Raw genomic sequence first — 15,197 nt, forward strand, 5'->3', positions numbered from 1 at the left:
GGGACGGTAACGAAGAGGGGGTGATTACGACTTTTCGTGGGCCGCGCCAACCGTGGAGCGGCGTTCCGACAGGAAGCTGTCGAGGATCAGCAGGACGACGCCCACGGTGATGCCCGCGTCGGCGATGTTGAAAATCCACGGAAACAGGCCGGTTCCCGAGAAGTCGAGGAAGTCGACCACGCCGCCAAAGCGGATGCGGTCGAAGACATTGCCCAGGGCGCCGCCCATCACCAGACCGATGGCGGCGATCATCAGCTTGCGGTCCGAACGCGTGGCCCAGACGGCCAGGGCGACGGCCACCAGAACCGAGAAGGCGCTCAGGATCCAGCGCCCGGCGCCGCCGCCGAACAGGCCGAAGCTGACGCCTGTGTTCAACACATAGGTCAGGTTGAAGATCGGCGGCATGACCTCGGCGATGCGATAGCCGTCGGGGATCTGCGAGATGTGGGCCGCGTCGATGGCGCCCAGGACCATGGCCTTGGTCAGCTGGTCCAGCACGATGACGACAAGGGCGGTGCCGTAGGCGGCGAGAGCGAGGCGAGAAATTTTCATGCTGAAAGCCGGTTAGCAGGAAGCAGGGCGAGGGCGAAGAGGGAAAGCGACGGGCGCCCGATGGGGACTGGAGCCGGCTGCGGCCTTTCCCCCGGCGGCGCGGCGGCTATAAGCGCTTCATGACCCTGCCTCACGCTCTGCCCCGCCTGTCCGCCGTCGCCGATGACTATGACATCCTGCTGTGCGACGTCTGGGGGGTGATCCACAACGGCCGCGAAAGCTGGCCCGTGGCCTGCGAGGCCCTGACGAAGTTCAATGAGAAGGGCGGCCATGTCGTCCTGATCTCCAACTCGCCGCGGCCCTCGTCGGACGTGGTGGCGCAACTGGATTCGCTGGGCGTGCCGCGCAGCGCCTGGAAGGCCTTCGTCACCTCGGGCGACGCCACCCGCGCCGAACTGGCCCGCCGCGCTCCCGGCCCGGCCTGGATCATCGGCCCCGACCGTGACTTCGTCCTGTACGAAGGGCTGAACCTGACCAGCGCCCATGACGCCTCGGACGCCGCCTTCCTGTCGGTCACCGGTCTGTTCGACGACGCGACCGAGACGCCCGAGGACTATCGCCAGCGCCTGATCCCCGCCGTCGAGCGCGATCTGGAGCTGATCTGCGCCAACCCCGACCGCATCGTGCAGAAGGGCGACAGCATCATCTATTGCGGCGGCGCCATCGCCGACCTGTACGAGGAAATGGGCGGGCGCGTGGTCATGGCCGGCAAGCCCTTCGGTCCCATCTATGAGCTGGCCCTGCGCGAGGCGCAGGGCCTGATGGGCCGCCCCGTCGATCGCTCGCGCGTTCTGTGCATCGGCGACGGCGTGATCACCGACGTCCTGGGCGCCGCCGAGCAGGCGCTGGACTGCCTCTTCATCGCCCAGGGCATCCACGGCGACGCCGCCAAGGGGCCGGACGGGGCGCTGGACCCGGCGCTCGCAGCCGAATTGCTCCGGGCCGAGACGACCTTTGCGCGCTACGCCGCGCTCGAACTGGCGTGGTGAGGCTCGCCATTTCGTCGCACCTGCCGTAAAGCCCGCACATGGTCGAATACGTCACACAGCATCCGTCGGGCGGTTACATCCTCGACGAACTCCACGTCGGCATGGCCGCAGAGAAGATCGTCCACGTCACCGAGGACCGGATTCGCCTGTTCGCCGAGGCGTCGGACGACTTCAATCCAGTCCATCTGGACGAGGAGTTCGCCTCCAAGACCGCCTATCGCGGCCGCATCGCTCATGGCCTGCTCAGCGCCGCCTTCGGCTCGGCGGTGGTCGGCACTATCCTGCCGGGCGCCGGGTCGATCTATATTTCCCAGACCCTGGCCTTCCACTTCCCGGTCCGCATCGGCGATTCGGTCCGCATCGTCATCACGGTGATCGAAATGGATCAGGAGGGCGCCCGCGCCCAGCTGAAGTGCGAGGGCTTCGTCGGCGACAAGCTGATCATGGACGGGGTCGCCGTCGTGCGCGTGCCGCGTCGCCGCAAGCCCTCGGCCCGCTGAGTCTCCGAGGTGGTTGAGGTCATCCGCGGCTGGCGCGATCTGCCGGCCTCGCAGCGCGGGGCGGCGGTGGCCGTCGGCGCCTTCGACGGGGTGCATCGCGGCCACCAGGCGGTCATCGCCTCGGCCCGCGCCGCCGCTGAACGTCTGGGCGTCCCGCTGGGCGTCGTCAGCTTCGATCCGCATCCGCGCCGCCTTTTCCAGCCCGAGGCCGCGCCCTTTCGCCTGATGTCGCCGGACCAGATGGCCCGGGCGCTTGCGCCGCTGGGCGTCGACCGTCTGTACCTGATCCCCTTTGACGCCGAGATGGCGGGGATGAGCGACGAGGCGTTCGCCCGTCGCGTCCTGTCGGAAGGTCTGGGCATCGTCCACGCCGCCGTCGGCTTCGACTTCACCTTCGGCAAGGGCCGCTCCGGTTCGCCCGCCCTGCTGCGCACCTATGGCGAGAGCCTGGGCTTCACCGTCTCCGTCACCGACCGCATCGACGACGCCTCGGGCCTGAAACTGTCGTCTTCGGCTGTCCGTGAGGCGCTGAAGGCCGGCGACATGGACCGCGCCGCCGCCATCCTGGGGCGTCCCTTCTCCATCCAGGGCGAGGTGATCCACGGCGATAAGCGCGGCCGCACCATCGGCGTACCGACCGCCAACGTGGCCATGGGCGACTATATGCGCCCCGCCTATGGGGTCTACGCCACCCGCACCCGCCTGCCGGACGGACGGGTGATAAAGGGCGTCGCCAACCTGGGCGTCCGCCCCATGTTCGAGATCGAAGCACCCTTGCTGGAAGTCTGGCTGCTGGACTTCGATGAGAGCCTCTACGGCCAGACCATCGAGACCGAACTGATCGCCTTCCTGCGCGGCGAGATGAAGTTCGACGGGCTGGATGCGCTGAAGGTGCAGATCGAGGCGGATGCGGCGGCGGCGCGGGCTGTGCTCGGGTCTTCCTAGTTCCCGGACATAGGCTGATCAGCCTCTGCCTTGGCGGCCAAGGCTGCTGCGGCTAGGGCTGACCGCTGGTTGCCGATCTGGATACGCGTCAAGTCAGATTGATAGAGCGCTGAGAGGTAGGCCTTGTCCCAACTTGTCAGACCGGCGGGCGTGGCTACGGTTTCATCGAACAGATTTAGAATGGTGCTGAATTCCCGAGTTTGCCCTGCGGGGTCGATCTGGGCGAAGGCGACCATCGACAAGTAGTCGCTCAGTTGGTCGAGCGAGAGGGACCCCGCCTCGTCGGTATCGACGATGATGATGACCTGGGACAGAAAATCGGAAATGGCTGAGCGAATACGAGATGCGCTGGTCGTCCTTACTGCTGGCGCGTAGGCGTGAACATCGCTCCCATCGGCCATCATGCCCTTCGCGTCATAAAAACCTGGCAACCGCACGGCTAGCTCGCCTGTTTCGGCATTGCCAGGGTAGCTGAGATGCCACCAGCGCACTGGGCGTTCGTCCCTTATGAAGGCGTTAAGCTTGGCGCGTCCCTGATCCGTGCCGCTGCCGCCGGTGTGAAAAGACCTGAAGGACTGACCCACGAGCGAAGCCGCTAGGCCAGAAGGGTCATCCGTAACCGAAATAATGATATTGGGTTTGCATCCTGGGTCGCCAGGCCTGAGGCCCAGGTCAATCGCGACTGCCGATATTCGATCGATAATGTGTTGCGCGGCCTCTGGCTGCAGGTTGGCGACGCTGACGCAAACCTCGCTCCGCCAACGCGCCAGGCCGCGACTACCGGCGGGATTGGCGACCGCCCCAACATACCGAGCGGCCGCTTCCTCGAATCTCCGACCGTTCACGATGATGTCCTCGACCTCAACCGGTTCGCCCAGTGAAGTCGAGGGCGTGGAATCCTGAGGCGCGACGCTGATAAGCGCGGCGGCGAAAAGGGCAGCAACGGACATGATGTCTCTTCAACGAAGGTTCAATTAGAACATGTCGCTCAAGTTGAAGTCACCGCGCATTCAAGTCAATCATGCGGGAACCCTGTTATATCACGCAGGGAAGGTGAGCCGGTATTGTCCGTCCTTGCTGGGCAGAGGCAGGTTTGGTGACGTAACGTCGTAAAAGGCCTAAGACAGCCGGTCGCGGAACTCCGTCCAGTCGAACTCGCGGATCATCTTCAGCTCGTCCGTGGCGCTGTTCCACAGGGCGATGGCGGGCAGGGGGACGCCGTTGAAGGTGTTGGTCTTCACCATCGAATAGTGGGCCTGATCGAGGAAGGCGAGGCGCGTTCCGGGCACAGGGCGCTCGGCGAAGACGTAGTCGCCGATGATGTCGCCGGCCAGGCAGGACGGGCCGCCGAGGCGCACCGTGACGCCGTCCTCGGGCTCATGCAGCATGGCGGGGCGATAGGGGGCCTCGATCACGTCCGGCATGTGGCAGGTGGCCGACAGGTCGGTGATGGCGATGGGCATGCCGTTGTCGAAGACGTCGAGGATCTCGCCGATCAGGATGCCGGCGTCCAGGGCCACGGCCTCGCCCGGCTCCAGATAGGCGGTGACGCCGTAGCGCGCCTGAATGTCGTTGAGAAAGGCGACCAGATCTTCGATCTGATAGTCGGCGCGGGTGACGTGGTGGCCGCCGCCCAGGTTGATCCACTTCACGTCGCCCAGCAGCGGGGCCAGCTTGGGCTCGACCGCCGCCCAGATGCGCGACAGGGGCGCGAAGTCCTGTTCGCAAAGGGCGTGGATGTGGATGCCGTCGATGCTGACCATCTTTTCCGGCGTCAGCTGCGACACGGGATAGCCCAGGCGCGAGCAGGGCTGGGCCGGATCGTATTTGGCGACCTCGCCCTCGGAATGTTCGGGGTTCAGCCGCAGGCCGATCTCGAAGGTCTCGCCGGCCGCGCGAGCCTCGGCAATCAGGTCGGCGAAGCGCGTCACCTGATCGGGCGAGTTGAAGATGACGTGGTCGGACAGGCGCAGGATCTCGGGCAGATCCTCGGCCTTGTAGGCGGGCGAATAGGTGGTCAGTTCGCCCTTGTAGAACTCGCGCGCCAGTCGCGCCTCCCACAGACCGGAGGCGCAGACGCCGTCGAGGTATTCCCCGACGACGTCCGCCAATGACCACATGGAAAAGGCCTTGAGGGCCAGCAGCACCCGCGCATTGCCCCGGTCGCGCACGTCCTTCAGCACGGCCAGATTGCGCCGCACCGCCGCCTCGTCCACCACGAAGGCGGGCGAGGCGACACGGTTCAGGTCGAAGTGCGCAAAGGCGCCCGGATCACCGGCCTGGGTTTCCATGTGTTCTTACTCGGGTCTTAGAAGGCCAGCGGAGCGTCCAGCTCCTCGACGGTCCACGGCAGGCCATGCTTGTTCAGCATGTCCATGAAGGGATCGGGGTCCAACTGCTCCATGTTGAAGACGCCGGCGCCCGACCACTTGCCGGTCAGCATCATGGCCGCGCCGATCATGGCCGGAACGCCCGTGGTGTAGCTGACGGCCTGGTTGCCGGTTTCGGCATAGGCGGCTTCGTGGTCGCAGATGTTCTTGACGTAGAAGGTCTTCTGAACGCCGTCCTTCTCGCCCGTGGCGATGGTGCCGATGTTCGTCTTGCCCTTGGTGATCGGACCCAGCGAGGCCGGTTCCGGCAGCAGGGCCTTCAGGAACTCGATCGGGATGATCTCGCGGCCCTGGAACATCATCGGCTCGATCGAGGTCATGCCGATGTTTTCCAGCACTTCCAGGTGCTTCAGGTAGCTGTCGCCGAAGGTCATCCAGAAGCGGATGCGTTTGATTTCCGGGTAGAACTTGGCCAGTGACTCCAGTTCCTCATGGTACATGAGGTACATGTTCTTCTGACCCACGCCCTCGAAATCGAAGGTCTGCTTGTGGCTCAGGGCCGGGCCCTCGACCCACTGGCCGTTTTCCCAGTGACGCGAGTTGGCGGTCACTTCGCGCAGGTTGATTTCCGGGTTGAAGTTGGTGGCGAAGGGCAGACCCGTGTCGCCGCCGTTGCAGTCCAGGATGTCGAGCGTGTCGATCCGGTCCAGCAGGTGCTTCTTGGTGTAGGTGGCGAAGACCGAGGTCACGCCCGGGTCGAAGCCCGAACCCAGCAGCGCCATCAGGCCGGCTTCCTTGAAGCGCTCCTGATAGGCCCACTGCCACTTGTATTCGAACTTGGCTTCGTCGCGCGGCTCGTAGTTGGCCGTGTCGAGATAGTTGACGCCGGCGGCCAGGCAGGCGTCCATGATGGACAGGTCCTGATAGGGCAGGGCCAGGTTGACCACCAGGGCCGGCTTGACCGACTGGATCAGGGCCGTGGTCGCGGCGACGTCGTCGGCGTCGATGGCCGCCGTGTCGATGGTCACGCCAAAGCGCGCCTTGACCGATTCGGCGATGGCGTCGCACTTCGACTTCGTCCGGCTCGCCAGGGTGATATGCGAGAAGATGTCCGAGTTCATCGCCATCTTGTGGACGGCGACCGAGCTGACGCCGCCTGCGCCGATAACCAGCACCTTGCTCATGTGTGGCTTCTCCTGAGAAGTCTGAAAGGCCTTGGCGACACCGCCGCCGCTATAAAGGGCGGGGCTCTTAACACGATGATGACAGGATCGCTAACGGTCGCGTGTCGCAGGAGTTGCCGGGCTCAGCCCTCGGCCTTCTCGGCGATGGCCATCAAGGCGTCGTGGAGGGACTTGCCCTTGGCGTCGACGACGTCGGCGATACGCCACATGGGGCCTTCCCTGACCAGTTTCAGCGTCTGTTGCTGCGTCTGGCCGTGGTTGGTGAAGGTCACCTCCGCCGTGGCCGCCTTGTCACCGTCAGGCGTCATCTTCAGCGCGGTCAGGGCGAAGCCGTCGGCGTCCTGACAGGCGCAGACGGGGTCATAGTTCAGATAGGGAACCTCGTCGCGGGACTGGGCGTCGCGGAAGTCGACGCCGATCAGGGCGTTGAGGGTGCGCGAATAGAGCGGGTCGCGACCGGGCCTGACCGTCGTCGCCGCCGGGTCCGGCGTGGCCGAGGGCGGGGCGGCGTAGAGGGCGCGAGCGAAGGCCTCGGCGCTCTGTTCGCCGGCGGCGTAGATGGCGGCGCGCCCGGTCAGCGGGGCTTCTACGGGGGCAGGGGTCTTCTCCTCGGCGGGCGAGCAGGCCGCCGTCGTCAGGGCCAGCATCGCCGCCGTCATCATCGCCTGAACGCGCATCTGATCGCCTCCTGTCTGTTCGCATCGACTATGGCGCAGGCGCCGCCCGGTCTGCTAGACGGTTTCAACCATGACCGTTCGCGTGATCCGTCCGATTTCGATTAGCCGCCCGGCGTAGCGCCAGGGCCGTAGAGCCCCGCGCACGTCGGGATCGAATATCGCCGATGCCGTTCAACGGCCTTCACGCTAGACTGCGTCCGCGCCGCCTCCTCGGCGCCCGCGCTAAAGACAAAGATTACCCCATGGCCGACGCCACCAACGACACCGCTTCCGACGCATCGGGCCGCGACTATCGCGACACCGTCTTCCTGCCCGAGACGCCCTTCCCCATGCGGGGCGGCCTGCCGAAGAAGGAGCCGGAAATCCTGGCCCAGTGGGGCGACCTCTATGGCCATCTGCGCGCGACGCGTCAGGCCCAGAAGGCGCCCCTCTACGTCCTGCACGACGGCCCGCCCTACGCCAACGGCGACATCCACATCGGCCACGCCCTGAACAAGACGCTGAAGGACTTCGTGGTCCGCTCGCGCTTCCTGCTGGGCTATGACGTCGACTACGTCCCCGGCTGGGACTGCCACGGCCTGCCGATCGAGTGGAAGATCGAAGAACAGTTCCGCGCCAAGGGTCGTCGCAAGGACGAGGTCTCGAAGGAAGAGTTCCGCACCGCCTGTCGCGAATACGCCGGGAAATACATCGACCTGCAGCGCGACCAGTTCCTGCGCCTGGGCATCACCGGCGACTTCGCCAACCGCTACGCCACCATGGACTTCACGTCCGAGGCGGCCATCGTCGCCGAGTTCCACAAGTTCAAGAACTCGGGCCAGCTGTATCGCGGCTCCAAGCCGGTCATGTGGTCGCCGGTCGAGCGCACGGCTCTGGCCGACGCCGAGGTCGAGTATCACGATCACGTTTCGCCCACGATCTGGGTCAAGTTCCCGGTGGTCGGCGCGACCGACAGCCACCCGGACGACCTGCTGTCCTTCCGTGCGGCCACGCCCTCGGTGGTGATCTGGACGACCACGCCCTGGACCATCCCGGCCAACCGGGCCATCAGCTACGGCCCGGAGATCGCCTATGGCCTCTATGAGGTCACGGCCCTGGAAGAAGGCCTGGACTACGAGCCCTGGGCCAAGCCGGGCGACCGCTTCATCATCGCCGACAAGCTGGCCGAGGACGTGTTCAAGGCGGCCAAGATCAGCGGCTTCACCCGCGTCGACGCCATCAACCCCTCGGGTCTGGAATGCGCCCACCCGCTGGCGGCGCTGGACAGCGGCTATGGCTTCTCCGTGCCCCTGCTGGCCGGCGATCACGTCACCGATGACGCCGGCACCGGCTTCGTCCACACGGCGCCGGGCCACGGCGCGGACGACTACAATGTCTGGCTGGCCCACGGCCACCGCGAGGTGCCGGACACGGTCGATCCCGACGGCGCCTATTATGAGCATGTCCCGCTGTTCGCCGGCCTCAAGGTGCTGGAGATCGAGGGCAAGAAGACCGGCAAGTTCGGTCCCGCCAACGGCGCGGTGATGGAAAAGCTGATCGAGGCCGGCAACCTGCTGGCGCGCGGCCGGATGGAACACTCCTATCCGCACTCGTGGCGCTCCAAGGCCCCGATCATCTTCCGCAACACGCCGCAGTGGTTCATCCGCATGGATGAGACGCTGGACGACGACAACACCCTGCGCGACCGCGCCCTGAACGCCATCGACGCCACCGCCTTCCACCCTGCGGCGGGCAAGAACCGCATCCGGTCGATGGTCGAGGGCCGCCCTGACTGGCTGATCAGCCGTCAGCGCGCCTGGGGCACGCCGCTGGCCATGTTCGTGGACAAGCAGACCGGCCAGCCGCTGCACGACCCCGAAGTCGACGCCCGCATCGTCAAGGCCGTGGCCGAGGGCGGCGCCGACGTCTGGTTCTCGGCCCCCGACGCCGACTTCCTGGGCGCGCACGATCCCGAGCGCTTCGAGAAGGTCACCGACATCCTCGACGTCTGGTTCGACAGCGGCTCGACCCACGCCTTCACCCTGGACCCGCGCACGGCCGCGCACGGCTATGCCGGCGACCGCCCCTCGCACTGGCCCGCCGACCTCTATCTGGAAGGCTCGGACCAGCACCGCGGCTGGTTCCAGTCGTCCCTGCTGGAAGGCTGCGGCACGCGCGGCCGCGCGCCCTTCAAGGCCGTCCTGACCCACGGCTTCACCCTGGACGAAAACGGGGAGAAGATGTCGAAGTCGCGGGGCAATACGACCGACCCCCTGACCATCATCAAGGAGTCGGGCGCCGACATCCTGCGTCTGTGGGTGGCCCTGGTCGACTATTCGGACGACCAGCGCATCGGCAAGCAGATCCTGCAGACCACGGTCGACGCTTATCGCAAGCTGCGCAACACCGTCCGCTATCTGCTGGGCGCGCTGAACGGCTTCGACGAGGCCGAACGCCTGCCCTACGATCAGATGCCGCCGCTGGAGCAGTTCATCCTGCATCAGTTGTGGGGATTGGATGCGACGGTTCGCAAAGCCTATGAGGAATATCGCTTCCAGGACGTGATCCGTCCGGTGCTGGAGTTCTGCTCAGGCGACCTGTCCGCCCTTTACTTCGATATCCGCAAGGACAGCCTCTACTGCGATCGTCCAGACAGCGTCCGCCGCCGCGCCGTGCGCACGGTGATGGACGAGGTCTTCATGCGCCTGACCGCTTGGCTGGCCCCGCTGACGCCCTTCACCATGGAAGAGGCCTGGACGACCCGCTTCCCGGAAGCCGGCACCAACTGCGCCCGTGTCATTCCAGAAACCCCGTTCGAGTGGACCAATGAGGCCGAACGCCGACGTTGGCTGGGCGTTCAAGCGGTGCTGGAAGTGGTCAACGAGGCGCTGGAAGCGGCGCGTCGCGACAAGCTGATCGGCGGCGCCCTGGACGCCTGGCCGGTGGTCACGGCTCCGGCTGAATTGCTGGCCCCGTTCGAGGGTCTGGACGCCGCCGAGGTCTTCCGCACCTCGGGCGCTGAGCTTGTGGTTGGCGGCGACGCTGTCGCCGTCGAGGTCAAGCTGGCCGACTATCCCAAGTGCGCCCGTTCCTGGCGCCGGGTGCCTGACGTCGGCTCCGACGCCGACTTCCCCGACCTATCGGCCCGCGACGCTGACGCCGTCCGGTGGCTGGACGCCCGCAAGGCTTAAAGGATCAGGCCCCTTCGCTTCGGCGGAGGGGCCTTTTCATTGGGCGGGATACCACTACCCGCTCATCCCCGCGGAGGCGGGGACCCAGTGCTTTGGGTGCAGGCGCTGCGCTTGGGATTGTTCCGGGCTTCAAACGAATCCGCGTGAGGCTCTCACTGGGTCCCCGCCTCCGCGGGGATGAGCGGATTTATCCTAGCTCGCATCATGAAAGATCAGCCCCAGCGTCATGCGCTGGCCCGACCGCACCGAGCTGACCCCGTGTCGCATCTGCACGCGATAGTCGCCGCGCATCCCGGCGACGGGCCGTTCGCGCACGGCGAAGATTACGGCCTCGCCCTGTTTCAGCGGCACGACATGGGCCTGTGACTGGGATCGAGGCTTCTGCTCGACCAGCACGAACTCGCCGCCTTCGAAATCGGCAGGATCGCTCAGCAGGATGGCGGCCTGCAGCGGGAAGGCCAGATCGCCGTACAGGTCCTGATGCAGCCGATTGTAGTCGCCGGGTCCGTAGCGCAGCATCAGCGAGGTCGGCCGCGTCTGGCCCGCCGCCCGGCATTGGGCGGTCAGGTCGTCGAGGCTGTCGGGAAAACCCGGCCGATCCAGTCGCGCCGCCCAGCCGCTGGCGATGGGCGCCAGACCTTCATAGAGCCGCGCCCGTAGCCGGAGCAGGGGATCGGGCAGGGGATTGGCGAAATACTGATACTCGCCCTGACCGAAGCCGTGGCGCTGCATGACGATACGGCTGCGGAACCGCTCGGGCTGGTCGTAGAGGGCTTGCAGCGCCTCACAGGTCGCGGGCGTCAGCAGGGGCCCGACCACAGCCCAGCCTCGGGCGTTCAGGTCGTCGGCGATGCGGGGCCAGTCGAGGGCGGGAGCGGCGTCGGTCATGGCCGTCATAGACGCTGGCCGAAGTGACCTGTCTGGCGGCTTTCGGCTGCGGGATCAGAAACGGCGGCGCTGCTCCGCCGACTTCAGCGTCGAACGGACGAACTCGACCGGGGGGTCGGTCTCGGCCAGGACGGCTTCCTTGATGGCGCGCGGCTCGCCGAACAGGTGGCCCTGGCCCATGCCGACGTCCAGTTCGAGGATGTCGACGACCTGTTTCTCGCTCTCGACCTTCTCGGCGATCAGTTCCAGGCCGTAGCGGCGCGTCAGCGGGGCGAAGTCGGCGGCCTGGATGTCGGGCTGGGTCGGCAGGGGCGCGGCGCCGTCCAGATCCAGCAGTTGCTCGATCAGCAGGTCGGCGGCGATCTTGATGAAGCGCACGTCCGAGCGTTGCAGGTCGGCGAAGTCCAGATCCAGGGTCTGCACCTTGTCGATGGAGAAGCGGAAGCCCAGGTCGGCCAGCTTGGCCATGTTGCGGGCCTCGGACGCGCCGCGCGCGTCGAAGGTCGCCTGACCCAGTTCGAAGATCAGGGCGTCCTTCAGGTCGCGGTTCTGGCTGAGGAAGTCGAGGAACTGCGGGAAGAAGGTCTCGTCGCCCAGCGAGGCCAGGGAGATGTTGCAGAAGACGCCGACCTTGCGGTCCTGACGCGCCAGCCGACGCACGATCTGGGCGCACCGGAACAGCAGCAGGTTGTCGATGGCGGGCAGCAGGCCCTCGCCCTCGGCCACCGATAGGTATTCGGCCGGCATCATGACCCGGTTGGACGGATCGCGCAGGCGGGTGAAGCTCTCGTAGAAGACGGTCCGGCGCTGCGGCAGGGTGACGACCGGCTGCAGATAGAGGTCGATGCGGTTTTCCGTCAGGGCGTCGTGGACGGTCTTCAGCAGGGTGTTCGACTGGACCTGACGACGGCCCTCATAGGTGTCGGCGGTGATCGGCGACGAGGCCAGACGCTCGTCGATCGATTCGCTCATCTGCTGGACCAGACCCTCCAGCATCCGCACCTCGCCGGTCAGGGCCTCCGTCTTGGACAGGGCGCCGCTCTCGATGGCTTCGGCCAGTTCGGTCAGGGCGCCTTGCGTCGACTCCATCGCGTCGGCCAGCAGACGGTGCGCCTCGCGGACCTTGGCGACCTCCTTGCGCAGGGCGCGACGGTCCAGGATGCCGGCGATCACGGCGTGCAGCCCGATCAGGACCCCAAGCGCGCCCAGCACACCTGCCGCGCCCGCGCCGGCGCCCATACCGGCGCGCCAGATCGCCGCCCCGATGGTCAGGGACAGGAAGAGGTAGCCGAAGAACAGAAAACCGCCGGTGATCTTGCGCATGGGGCCGGTATCGAGCCGCCTTTCCCTTATGGAATCGGCCGAGTATCGGTCTAACTAGAGATAACGGCTAGGGTTGGGGCGCATAAAACCGCCCTCAAGGGAGGTTAACGCATGGAATTGTTCGATCTGACCGGCAAGGTCGCGGTCATCACCGGCTCCTCCAAGGGCATAGGCAAGGCGATCGCCGAGCGTCTGGCCGAGCACGGCGCACGCGTCGTGATCTCTTCGCGCAAGGCCGGGCCGTGCGAAGAGGTCGCCGCCGCCATCAATGACAGGCACGGCGCGGGCCGCGCCATCGCCATCCCCGCGAACATCGCCTCCAAGGAAGATCTGCAGCGGCTGGTGGACGAGACCAACAGCGCTTTCGGCCAGATCGACATCCTGGTGTGCAACGCCGCGACCAACCCCTATGCCGGGCCGATGGCGGGCATCGCGGATGAGCAGTTCGAGAAGATCCTTCAGAACAACGTCATCTCCAACCACTGGCTGATCCAGATGGTCGCGCCGCAGATGCTGGAGCGCAGGGACGGCGCGATCCTGATCATCTCCTCCATTGGCGGGCTTCGCGGCAACGCCCTGATCGGCGCCTACAACATCTCCAAGGCCGCCGATATGCAGCTGGCGCGCAATCTGGCGGTGGAATACGGCCCGTCGAACGTGCGCGTGAACTGCATCGCTCCGGGCCTGGTCCAGACGGATTTCGCCAAATACCTCTGGGAGAACCCCGAGCTGCTGAAGACCGTGACCGAACCGGCGCCGCTGAAAAGGATTGGCCAGCCTGATGAAATCGCGGGCACGGCGGTCTATCTGTGCAGCCCTGCCTCGGCCTATGTGACCGGGCAGACCCTGGTTGTGGACGGCGGACTGACGATTGCCTGGTGATAAAGACAATAAGGTCGGCTTTTTCCAGGACCTGAACTGGCGGCTGGAGGCGGTGGCGTTCAAGGCGCTGTTCGCCTTCCTGCGGGCGCTGGGCGTCGAAGGGGCTTCAGGTTTTGGCGGCAAGCTGTTGCGCGGACTGGGGCCGCTGACCGGGACCCACAAGACGGTGACGCGCAACCTGCGCATCGCCTTCCCGGACATGGACCCCGCCGAGCGCGACCGTTTGGCCGTGGATCAGTGGGAACAGACGGGACGGACCTTCGCCGAGTTGGCCGTCATGGACCGCCTGACGCCCGAAAGCGGCCGGATCGACATCGTCGGACTGGAGCGGCTGCACGCCGTGCGCGACAGCGGCAAACCGGTGGTCCTGATCTCAGGTCACCTGGCCAATTTCGAGGTCATGGCGGCGGTCATCATGGCGGCGGGCGTGCCCTGCCAGGTGACCTATCGCGCCGCCAACAACCCCTATGTCGACGCCCTGATCCGCCAGAGCCGCGAGCGCTACGGCATCAAGCTGTTCGCGCCCAAGGGCGACGGCACGCGCGAGCTGATGGCAGGGATGAAGCGCGGCGAGTCCATCGCCCTGCTGGTCGATCAGAAATACAATCAGGGCCCGGAGGTCGAGTTCTTCGGCCAGCCGGTCAACGCCTCGCCCGGCGCCGCCCGTCTGGCCCTGAAGTTCGGCACGGTGATGCAGCCTCTGTCGGTGACGCGCCTGCCCGGCGTGCGCTTCCGTGTCACGGCGCACGAGCTGATCGCCGTGCCGGACACCGGAGACAAGGCCGCCGACGTCCTGGCGGGCATTCAGGCGGTCAACCGCTTCGTCGAGGATCGGGTGCGCGAGCATCCCGTGGACTGGTTCTGGGTCCACAAGCGCTGGCCGGCCGCTGTCTATGCTGCGCTGAAGGCTTCGGACGCCTAGTCGATCACGGCGTCGCCGGCGCGGCGGAACGGGCCGTCATAGTTGTCCGGCTGGGTCCGGCGCCGGTCGGGGCCGAAATAGTCGCCGCCCCGGATGAAGGGACGCGGGCGCATGATCACCGCCTCGATCCGCGCCAGAAGCGCGGGGGCGTTGACCGGCTTGGCCACGAACTCCGTCACGCCTGCATCACGCGCCTCTGTGACGCGGCGCTTCTCTGAATGACCCGTCATCATGATGATCGGCAGATAGGGATTGGGGCTGTCCTCAGCCGTGCGGATCAGCTGGGTGAAGGTCACGCCGTCCACCGGCAGCATCCGGAAGTCGACGATGGCCATGTCGGCCGGTCGCTTTTTCAGGGCTTCCAGGGCGGCGGCGCCGTCCTCGACTTCGCGCACCCGGCCCACGCCGACTGACTTCAACATAGCCGAGACGATGGCCCGCATGTTGGGATTGTCGTCGGCGAGCAGGATGTCGAGCGACTGCAGGGCGGACATGGGACACGACACGATCTGACGGCCGCCCGAAGCGCGCCGCGAAGGAAAAGCGGATGGCGAGGGTCAGGCGTCGCGCGCGGCGGCCATGAATTCCAGCGGACTGGCGTAGGCTTCCTGCCGCTCGGCCGACCAGTAGCGCAGGGCGGGCAGTGGAATAGGCACGCCGCTGACGGCGCACGTCACATAGGCGCCGGGGCGCAGCACGGCGAACTCGCCGTCGCCGTAGTGGAGCGTGGCGGGCGAGGGCGAAACAGGAGGAGAAGCAGGCGTCGTCATGTAGCGATGATTGGCATGGCTTGTCGCAAGAGACGAGAGGCGAATCGATGTCATTTGAAAACTGG

At 66.2% G+C, this 15,197-nt stretch carries 15 protein-coding genes; 6 read left to right on the plus strand and 9 right to left on the minus strand.

Annotation, left to right across the window (positions count from 1 at the left end; genetic code table 11):
* Positions 1-24 precede the first annotated feature (24 nt).
* Positions 25-552, minus strand: a complete 528-nt coding sequence (lspA, locus tag ACFYLW_RS03140; RefSeq protein WP_313472079.1) for a signal peptidase II — start codon at positions 550-552, stop codon at positions 25-27.
* 119 nt (positions 553-671) lie between these two features.
* On the opposite strand from lspA, the gene ACFYLW_RS03145 reads away from it, so the two are divergent.
* From ACFYLW_RS03145 to ACFYLW_RS03155, 3 genes are read left to right on the plus strand one after another with little or no spacing between them, the layout of a single operon-like run.
* Entirely contained in the window at positions 672-1,541 is an 870-nt protein-coding gene (locus tag ACFYLW_RS03145) for a TIGR01459 family HAD-type hydrolase (RefSeq protein ID WP_313472078.1), read from the plus strand.
* Between the two features lie 38 nt (positions 1,542-1,579).
* Entirely contained in the window at positions 1,580-2,041 is a 462-nt protein-coding gene (locus ACFYLW_RS03150; protein WP_390182795.1) for a MaoC family dehydratase, read from the plus strand.
* A 9-nt stretch (positions 2,042-2,050) separates the two neighbouring features.
* Positions 2,051-2,986 (plus strand): bifunctional riboflavin kinase/FAD synthetase, encoded by a 936-nt coding sequence (locus ACFYLW_RS03155; RefSeq protein ID WP_313472077.1) that lies wholly within the window; start codon positions 2,051-2,053, stop codon positions 2,984-2,986.
* On the opposite strand, the gene ACFYLW_RS03160 is transcribed toward ACFYLW_RS03155, so the two are convergent.
* The 4 genes from ACFYLW_RS03160 to ACFYLW_RS03175 all read right to left on the minus strand — a co-directional run bounded on the left by ACFYLW_RS03160 (position 2,983) and on the right by ACFYLW_RS03175 (position 7,177).
* A complete protein-coding gene (locus tag ACFYLW_RS03160; protein WP_390182796.1) occupies positions 2,983-3,936 on the minus strand; it encodes a hypothetical protein in 954 nt (317 codons plus the stop codon). The two genes, ACFYLW_RS03155 and ACFYLW_RS03160, sit on opposite strands and share 4 nt — an antisense overlap.
* A 168-nt stretch (positions 3,937-4,104) precedes the next feature.
* On the minus strand, positions 4,105-5,277 hold the full coding sequence (locus ACFYLW_RS03165; protein WP_390182797.1) for a carboxynorspermidine decarboxylase: 1,173 nt from the start codon (positions 5,275-5,277) through the stop codon (positions 4,105-4,107).
* Positions 5,278-5,294: 17 nt separating this feature from the next.
* Positions 5,295-6,500, minus strand: a complete 1,206-nt coding sequence (locus ACFYLW_RS03170; RefSeq protein WP_390182798.1) for a saccharopine dehydrogenase C-terminal domain-containing protein — start codon at positions 6,498-6,500, stop codon at positions 5,295-5,297.
* A 122-nt stretch (positions 6,501-6,622) separates the two neighbouring features.
* A complete protein-coding gene (locus tag ACFYLW_RS03175) occupies positions 6,623-7,177 on the minus strand; it encodes a DUF3828 domain-containing protein (RefSeq protein ID WP_390182799.1) in 555 nt (184 codons plus the stop codon).
* A 242-nt stretch (positions 7,178-7,419) separates the two neighbouring features.
* On the opposite strand from ACFYLW_RS03175, the gene ileS reads away from it, so the two are divergent.
* The gene (gene ileS / locus ACFYLW_RS03180; protein ID WP_390182800.1) at positions 7,420-10,347 is read left to right on the plus strand and encodes an isoleucine--tRNA ligase; all 2,928 of its coding nucleotides are present in this window, start codon (positions 7,420-7,422) and stop codon (positions 10,345-10,347) included.
* A gap of 192 nt (positions 10,348-10,539) precedes the next feature.
* Here ileS and ACFYLW_RS03185 read toward each other — a convergent pair whose 3' ends face one another.
* Together ACFYLW_RS03185 and ACFYLW_RS03190 are read right to left on the minus strand one after the other, a co-directional pair.
* Complete coding sequence (locus tag ACFYLW_RS03185) at positions 10,540-11,235, minus strand: 2OG-Fe(II) oxygenase (protein ID WP_313472071.1); 696 nt, start codon at positions 11,233-11,235, stop codon at positions 10,540-10,542.
* Positions 11,236-11,289: 54 nt separating this feature from the next.
* The gene (locus tag ACFYLW_RS03190; RefSeq protein ID WP_390182801.1) at positions 11,290-12,558 is read right to left on the minus strand and encodes an EAL domain-containing protein; all 1,269 of its coding nucleotides are present in this window, start codon (positions 12,556-12,558) and stop codon (positions 11,290-11,292) included.
* 111 nt (positions 12,559-12,669) lie between these two features.
* On the opposite strand from ACFYLW_RS03190, the gene ACFYLW_RS03195 reads away from it, so the two are divergent.
* Together ACFYLW_RS03195 and ACFYLW_RS03200 are read left to right on the plus strand one after the other, a co-directional pair.
* Positions 12,670-13,440, plus strand: a complete 771-nt coding sequence (locus ACFYLW_RS03195; RefSeq protein WP_390182802.1) for an SDR family NAD(P)-dependent oxidoreductase — start codon at positions 12,670-12,672, stop codon at positions 13,438-13,440.
* Positions 13,430-14,362, plus strand: a complete 933-nt coding sequence (locus ACFYLW_RS03200) for a lipid A biosynthesis acyltransferase (protein WP_313472069.1) — start codon at positions 13,430-13,432, stop codon at positions 14,360-14,362. Before ACFYLW_RS03195 ends, ACFYLW_RS03200 begins: the two co-directional genes overlap by 11 nt.
* Here ACFYLW_RS03200 and ACFYLW_RS03205 read toward each other — a convergent pair.
* On the minus strand, positions 14,359-14,856 hold the full coding sequence (locus ACFYLW_RS03205) for a response regulator (protein WP_292083959.1): 498 nt from the start codon (positions 14,854-14,856) through the stop codon (positions 14,359-14,361). The genes ACFYLW_RS03200 and ACFYLW_RS03205 overlap by 4 nt on opposite strands.
* A 63-nt stretch (positions 14,857-14,919) precedes the next feature.
* Positions 14,920-15,132, minus strand: a complete 213-nt coding sequence (locus ACFYLW_RS03210) for a DUF2093 domain-containing protein (protein ID WP_292083958.1) — start codon at positions 15,130-15,132, stop codon at positions 14,920-14,922.
* Positions 15,133-15,197: the final 65 nt, after the last annotated feature.

It is taken from the genome of Brevundimonas sp. NPDC007368 (assembly GCF_042869015.1).
Taxonomy (GTDB): Bacteria; Pseudomonadota; Alphaproteobacteria; order Caulobacterales; family Caulobacteraceae; genus Brevundimonas.

Bases quoted from the DNA above. Each gene is read 5' to 3' on its own strand.
- ACFYLW_RS03145 (WP_313472078.1), top strand. From the start codon at position 672: ATGACCCTGCCTCACGCTCTGCCCCGCCTGTCCGCCGTCGCCGATGAC.
- ACFYLW_RS03150 (WP_390182795.1), top strand. From the start codon at position 1,580: ATGGTCGAATACGTCACACAGCATCCGTCGGGCGGTTACATCCTCGAC.
- ACFYLW_RS03210 (WP_292083958.1), bottom strand. From the start codon at position 15,132: ATGACGACGCCTGCTTCTCCTCCTGTTTCGCCCTCGCCCGCCACGCTC.
- ACFYLW_RS03170 (WP_390182798.1), bottom strand. From the start codon at position 6,500: ATGAGCAAGGTGCTGGTTATCGGCGCAGGCGGCGTCAGCTCGGTCGCC.
- ACFYLW_RS03160 (WP_390182796.1), bottom strand. From the start codon at position 3,936: ATGTCCGTTGCTGCCCTTTTCGCCGCCGCGCTTATCAGCGTCGCGCCT.
- ACFYLW_RS03165 (WP_390182797.1), bottom strand. From the start codon at position 5,277: ATGGAAACCCAGGCCGGTGATCCGGGCGCCTTTGCGCACTTCGACCTG.
- ACFYLW_RS03185 (WP_313472071.1), bottom strand. From the start codon at position 11,235: ATGACCGACGCCGCTCCCGCCCTCGACTGGCCCCGCATCGCCGACGAC.
- ACFYLW_RS03205 (WP_292083959.1), bottom strand. From the start codon at position 14,856: ATGTCCGCCCTGCAGTCGCTCGACATCCTGCTCGCCGACGACAATCCC.
- ACFYLW_RS03175 (WP_390182799.1), bottom strand. From the start codon at position 7,177: ATGCGCGTTCAGGCGATGATGACGGCGGCGATGCTGGCCCTGACGACG.
- ACFYLW_RS03190 (WP_390182801.1), bottom strand. From the start codon at position 12,558: ATGCGCAAGATCACCGGCGGTTTTCTGTTCTTCGGCTACCTCTTCCTG.
- lspA (WP_313472079.1), bottom strand. From the start codon at position 552: ATGAAAATTTCTCGCCTCGCTCTCGCCGCCTACGGCACCGCCCTTGTC.
- ileS (WP_390182800.1), top strand. From the start codon at position 7,420: ATGGCCGACGCCACCAACGACACCGCTTCCGACGCATCGGGCCGCGAC.
- ACFYLW_RS03195 (WP_390182802.1), top strand. From the start codon at position 12,670: ATGGAATTGTTCGATCTGACCGGCAAGGTCGCGGTCATCACCGGCTCC.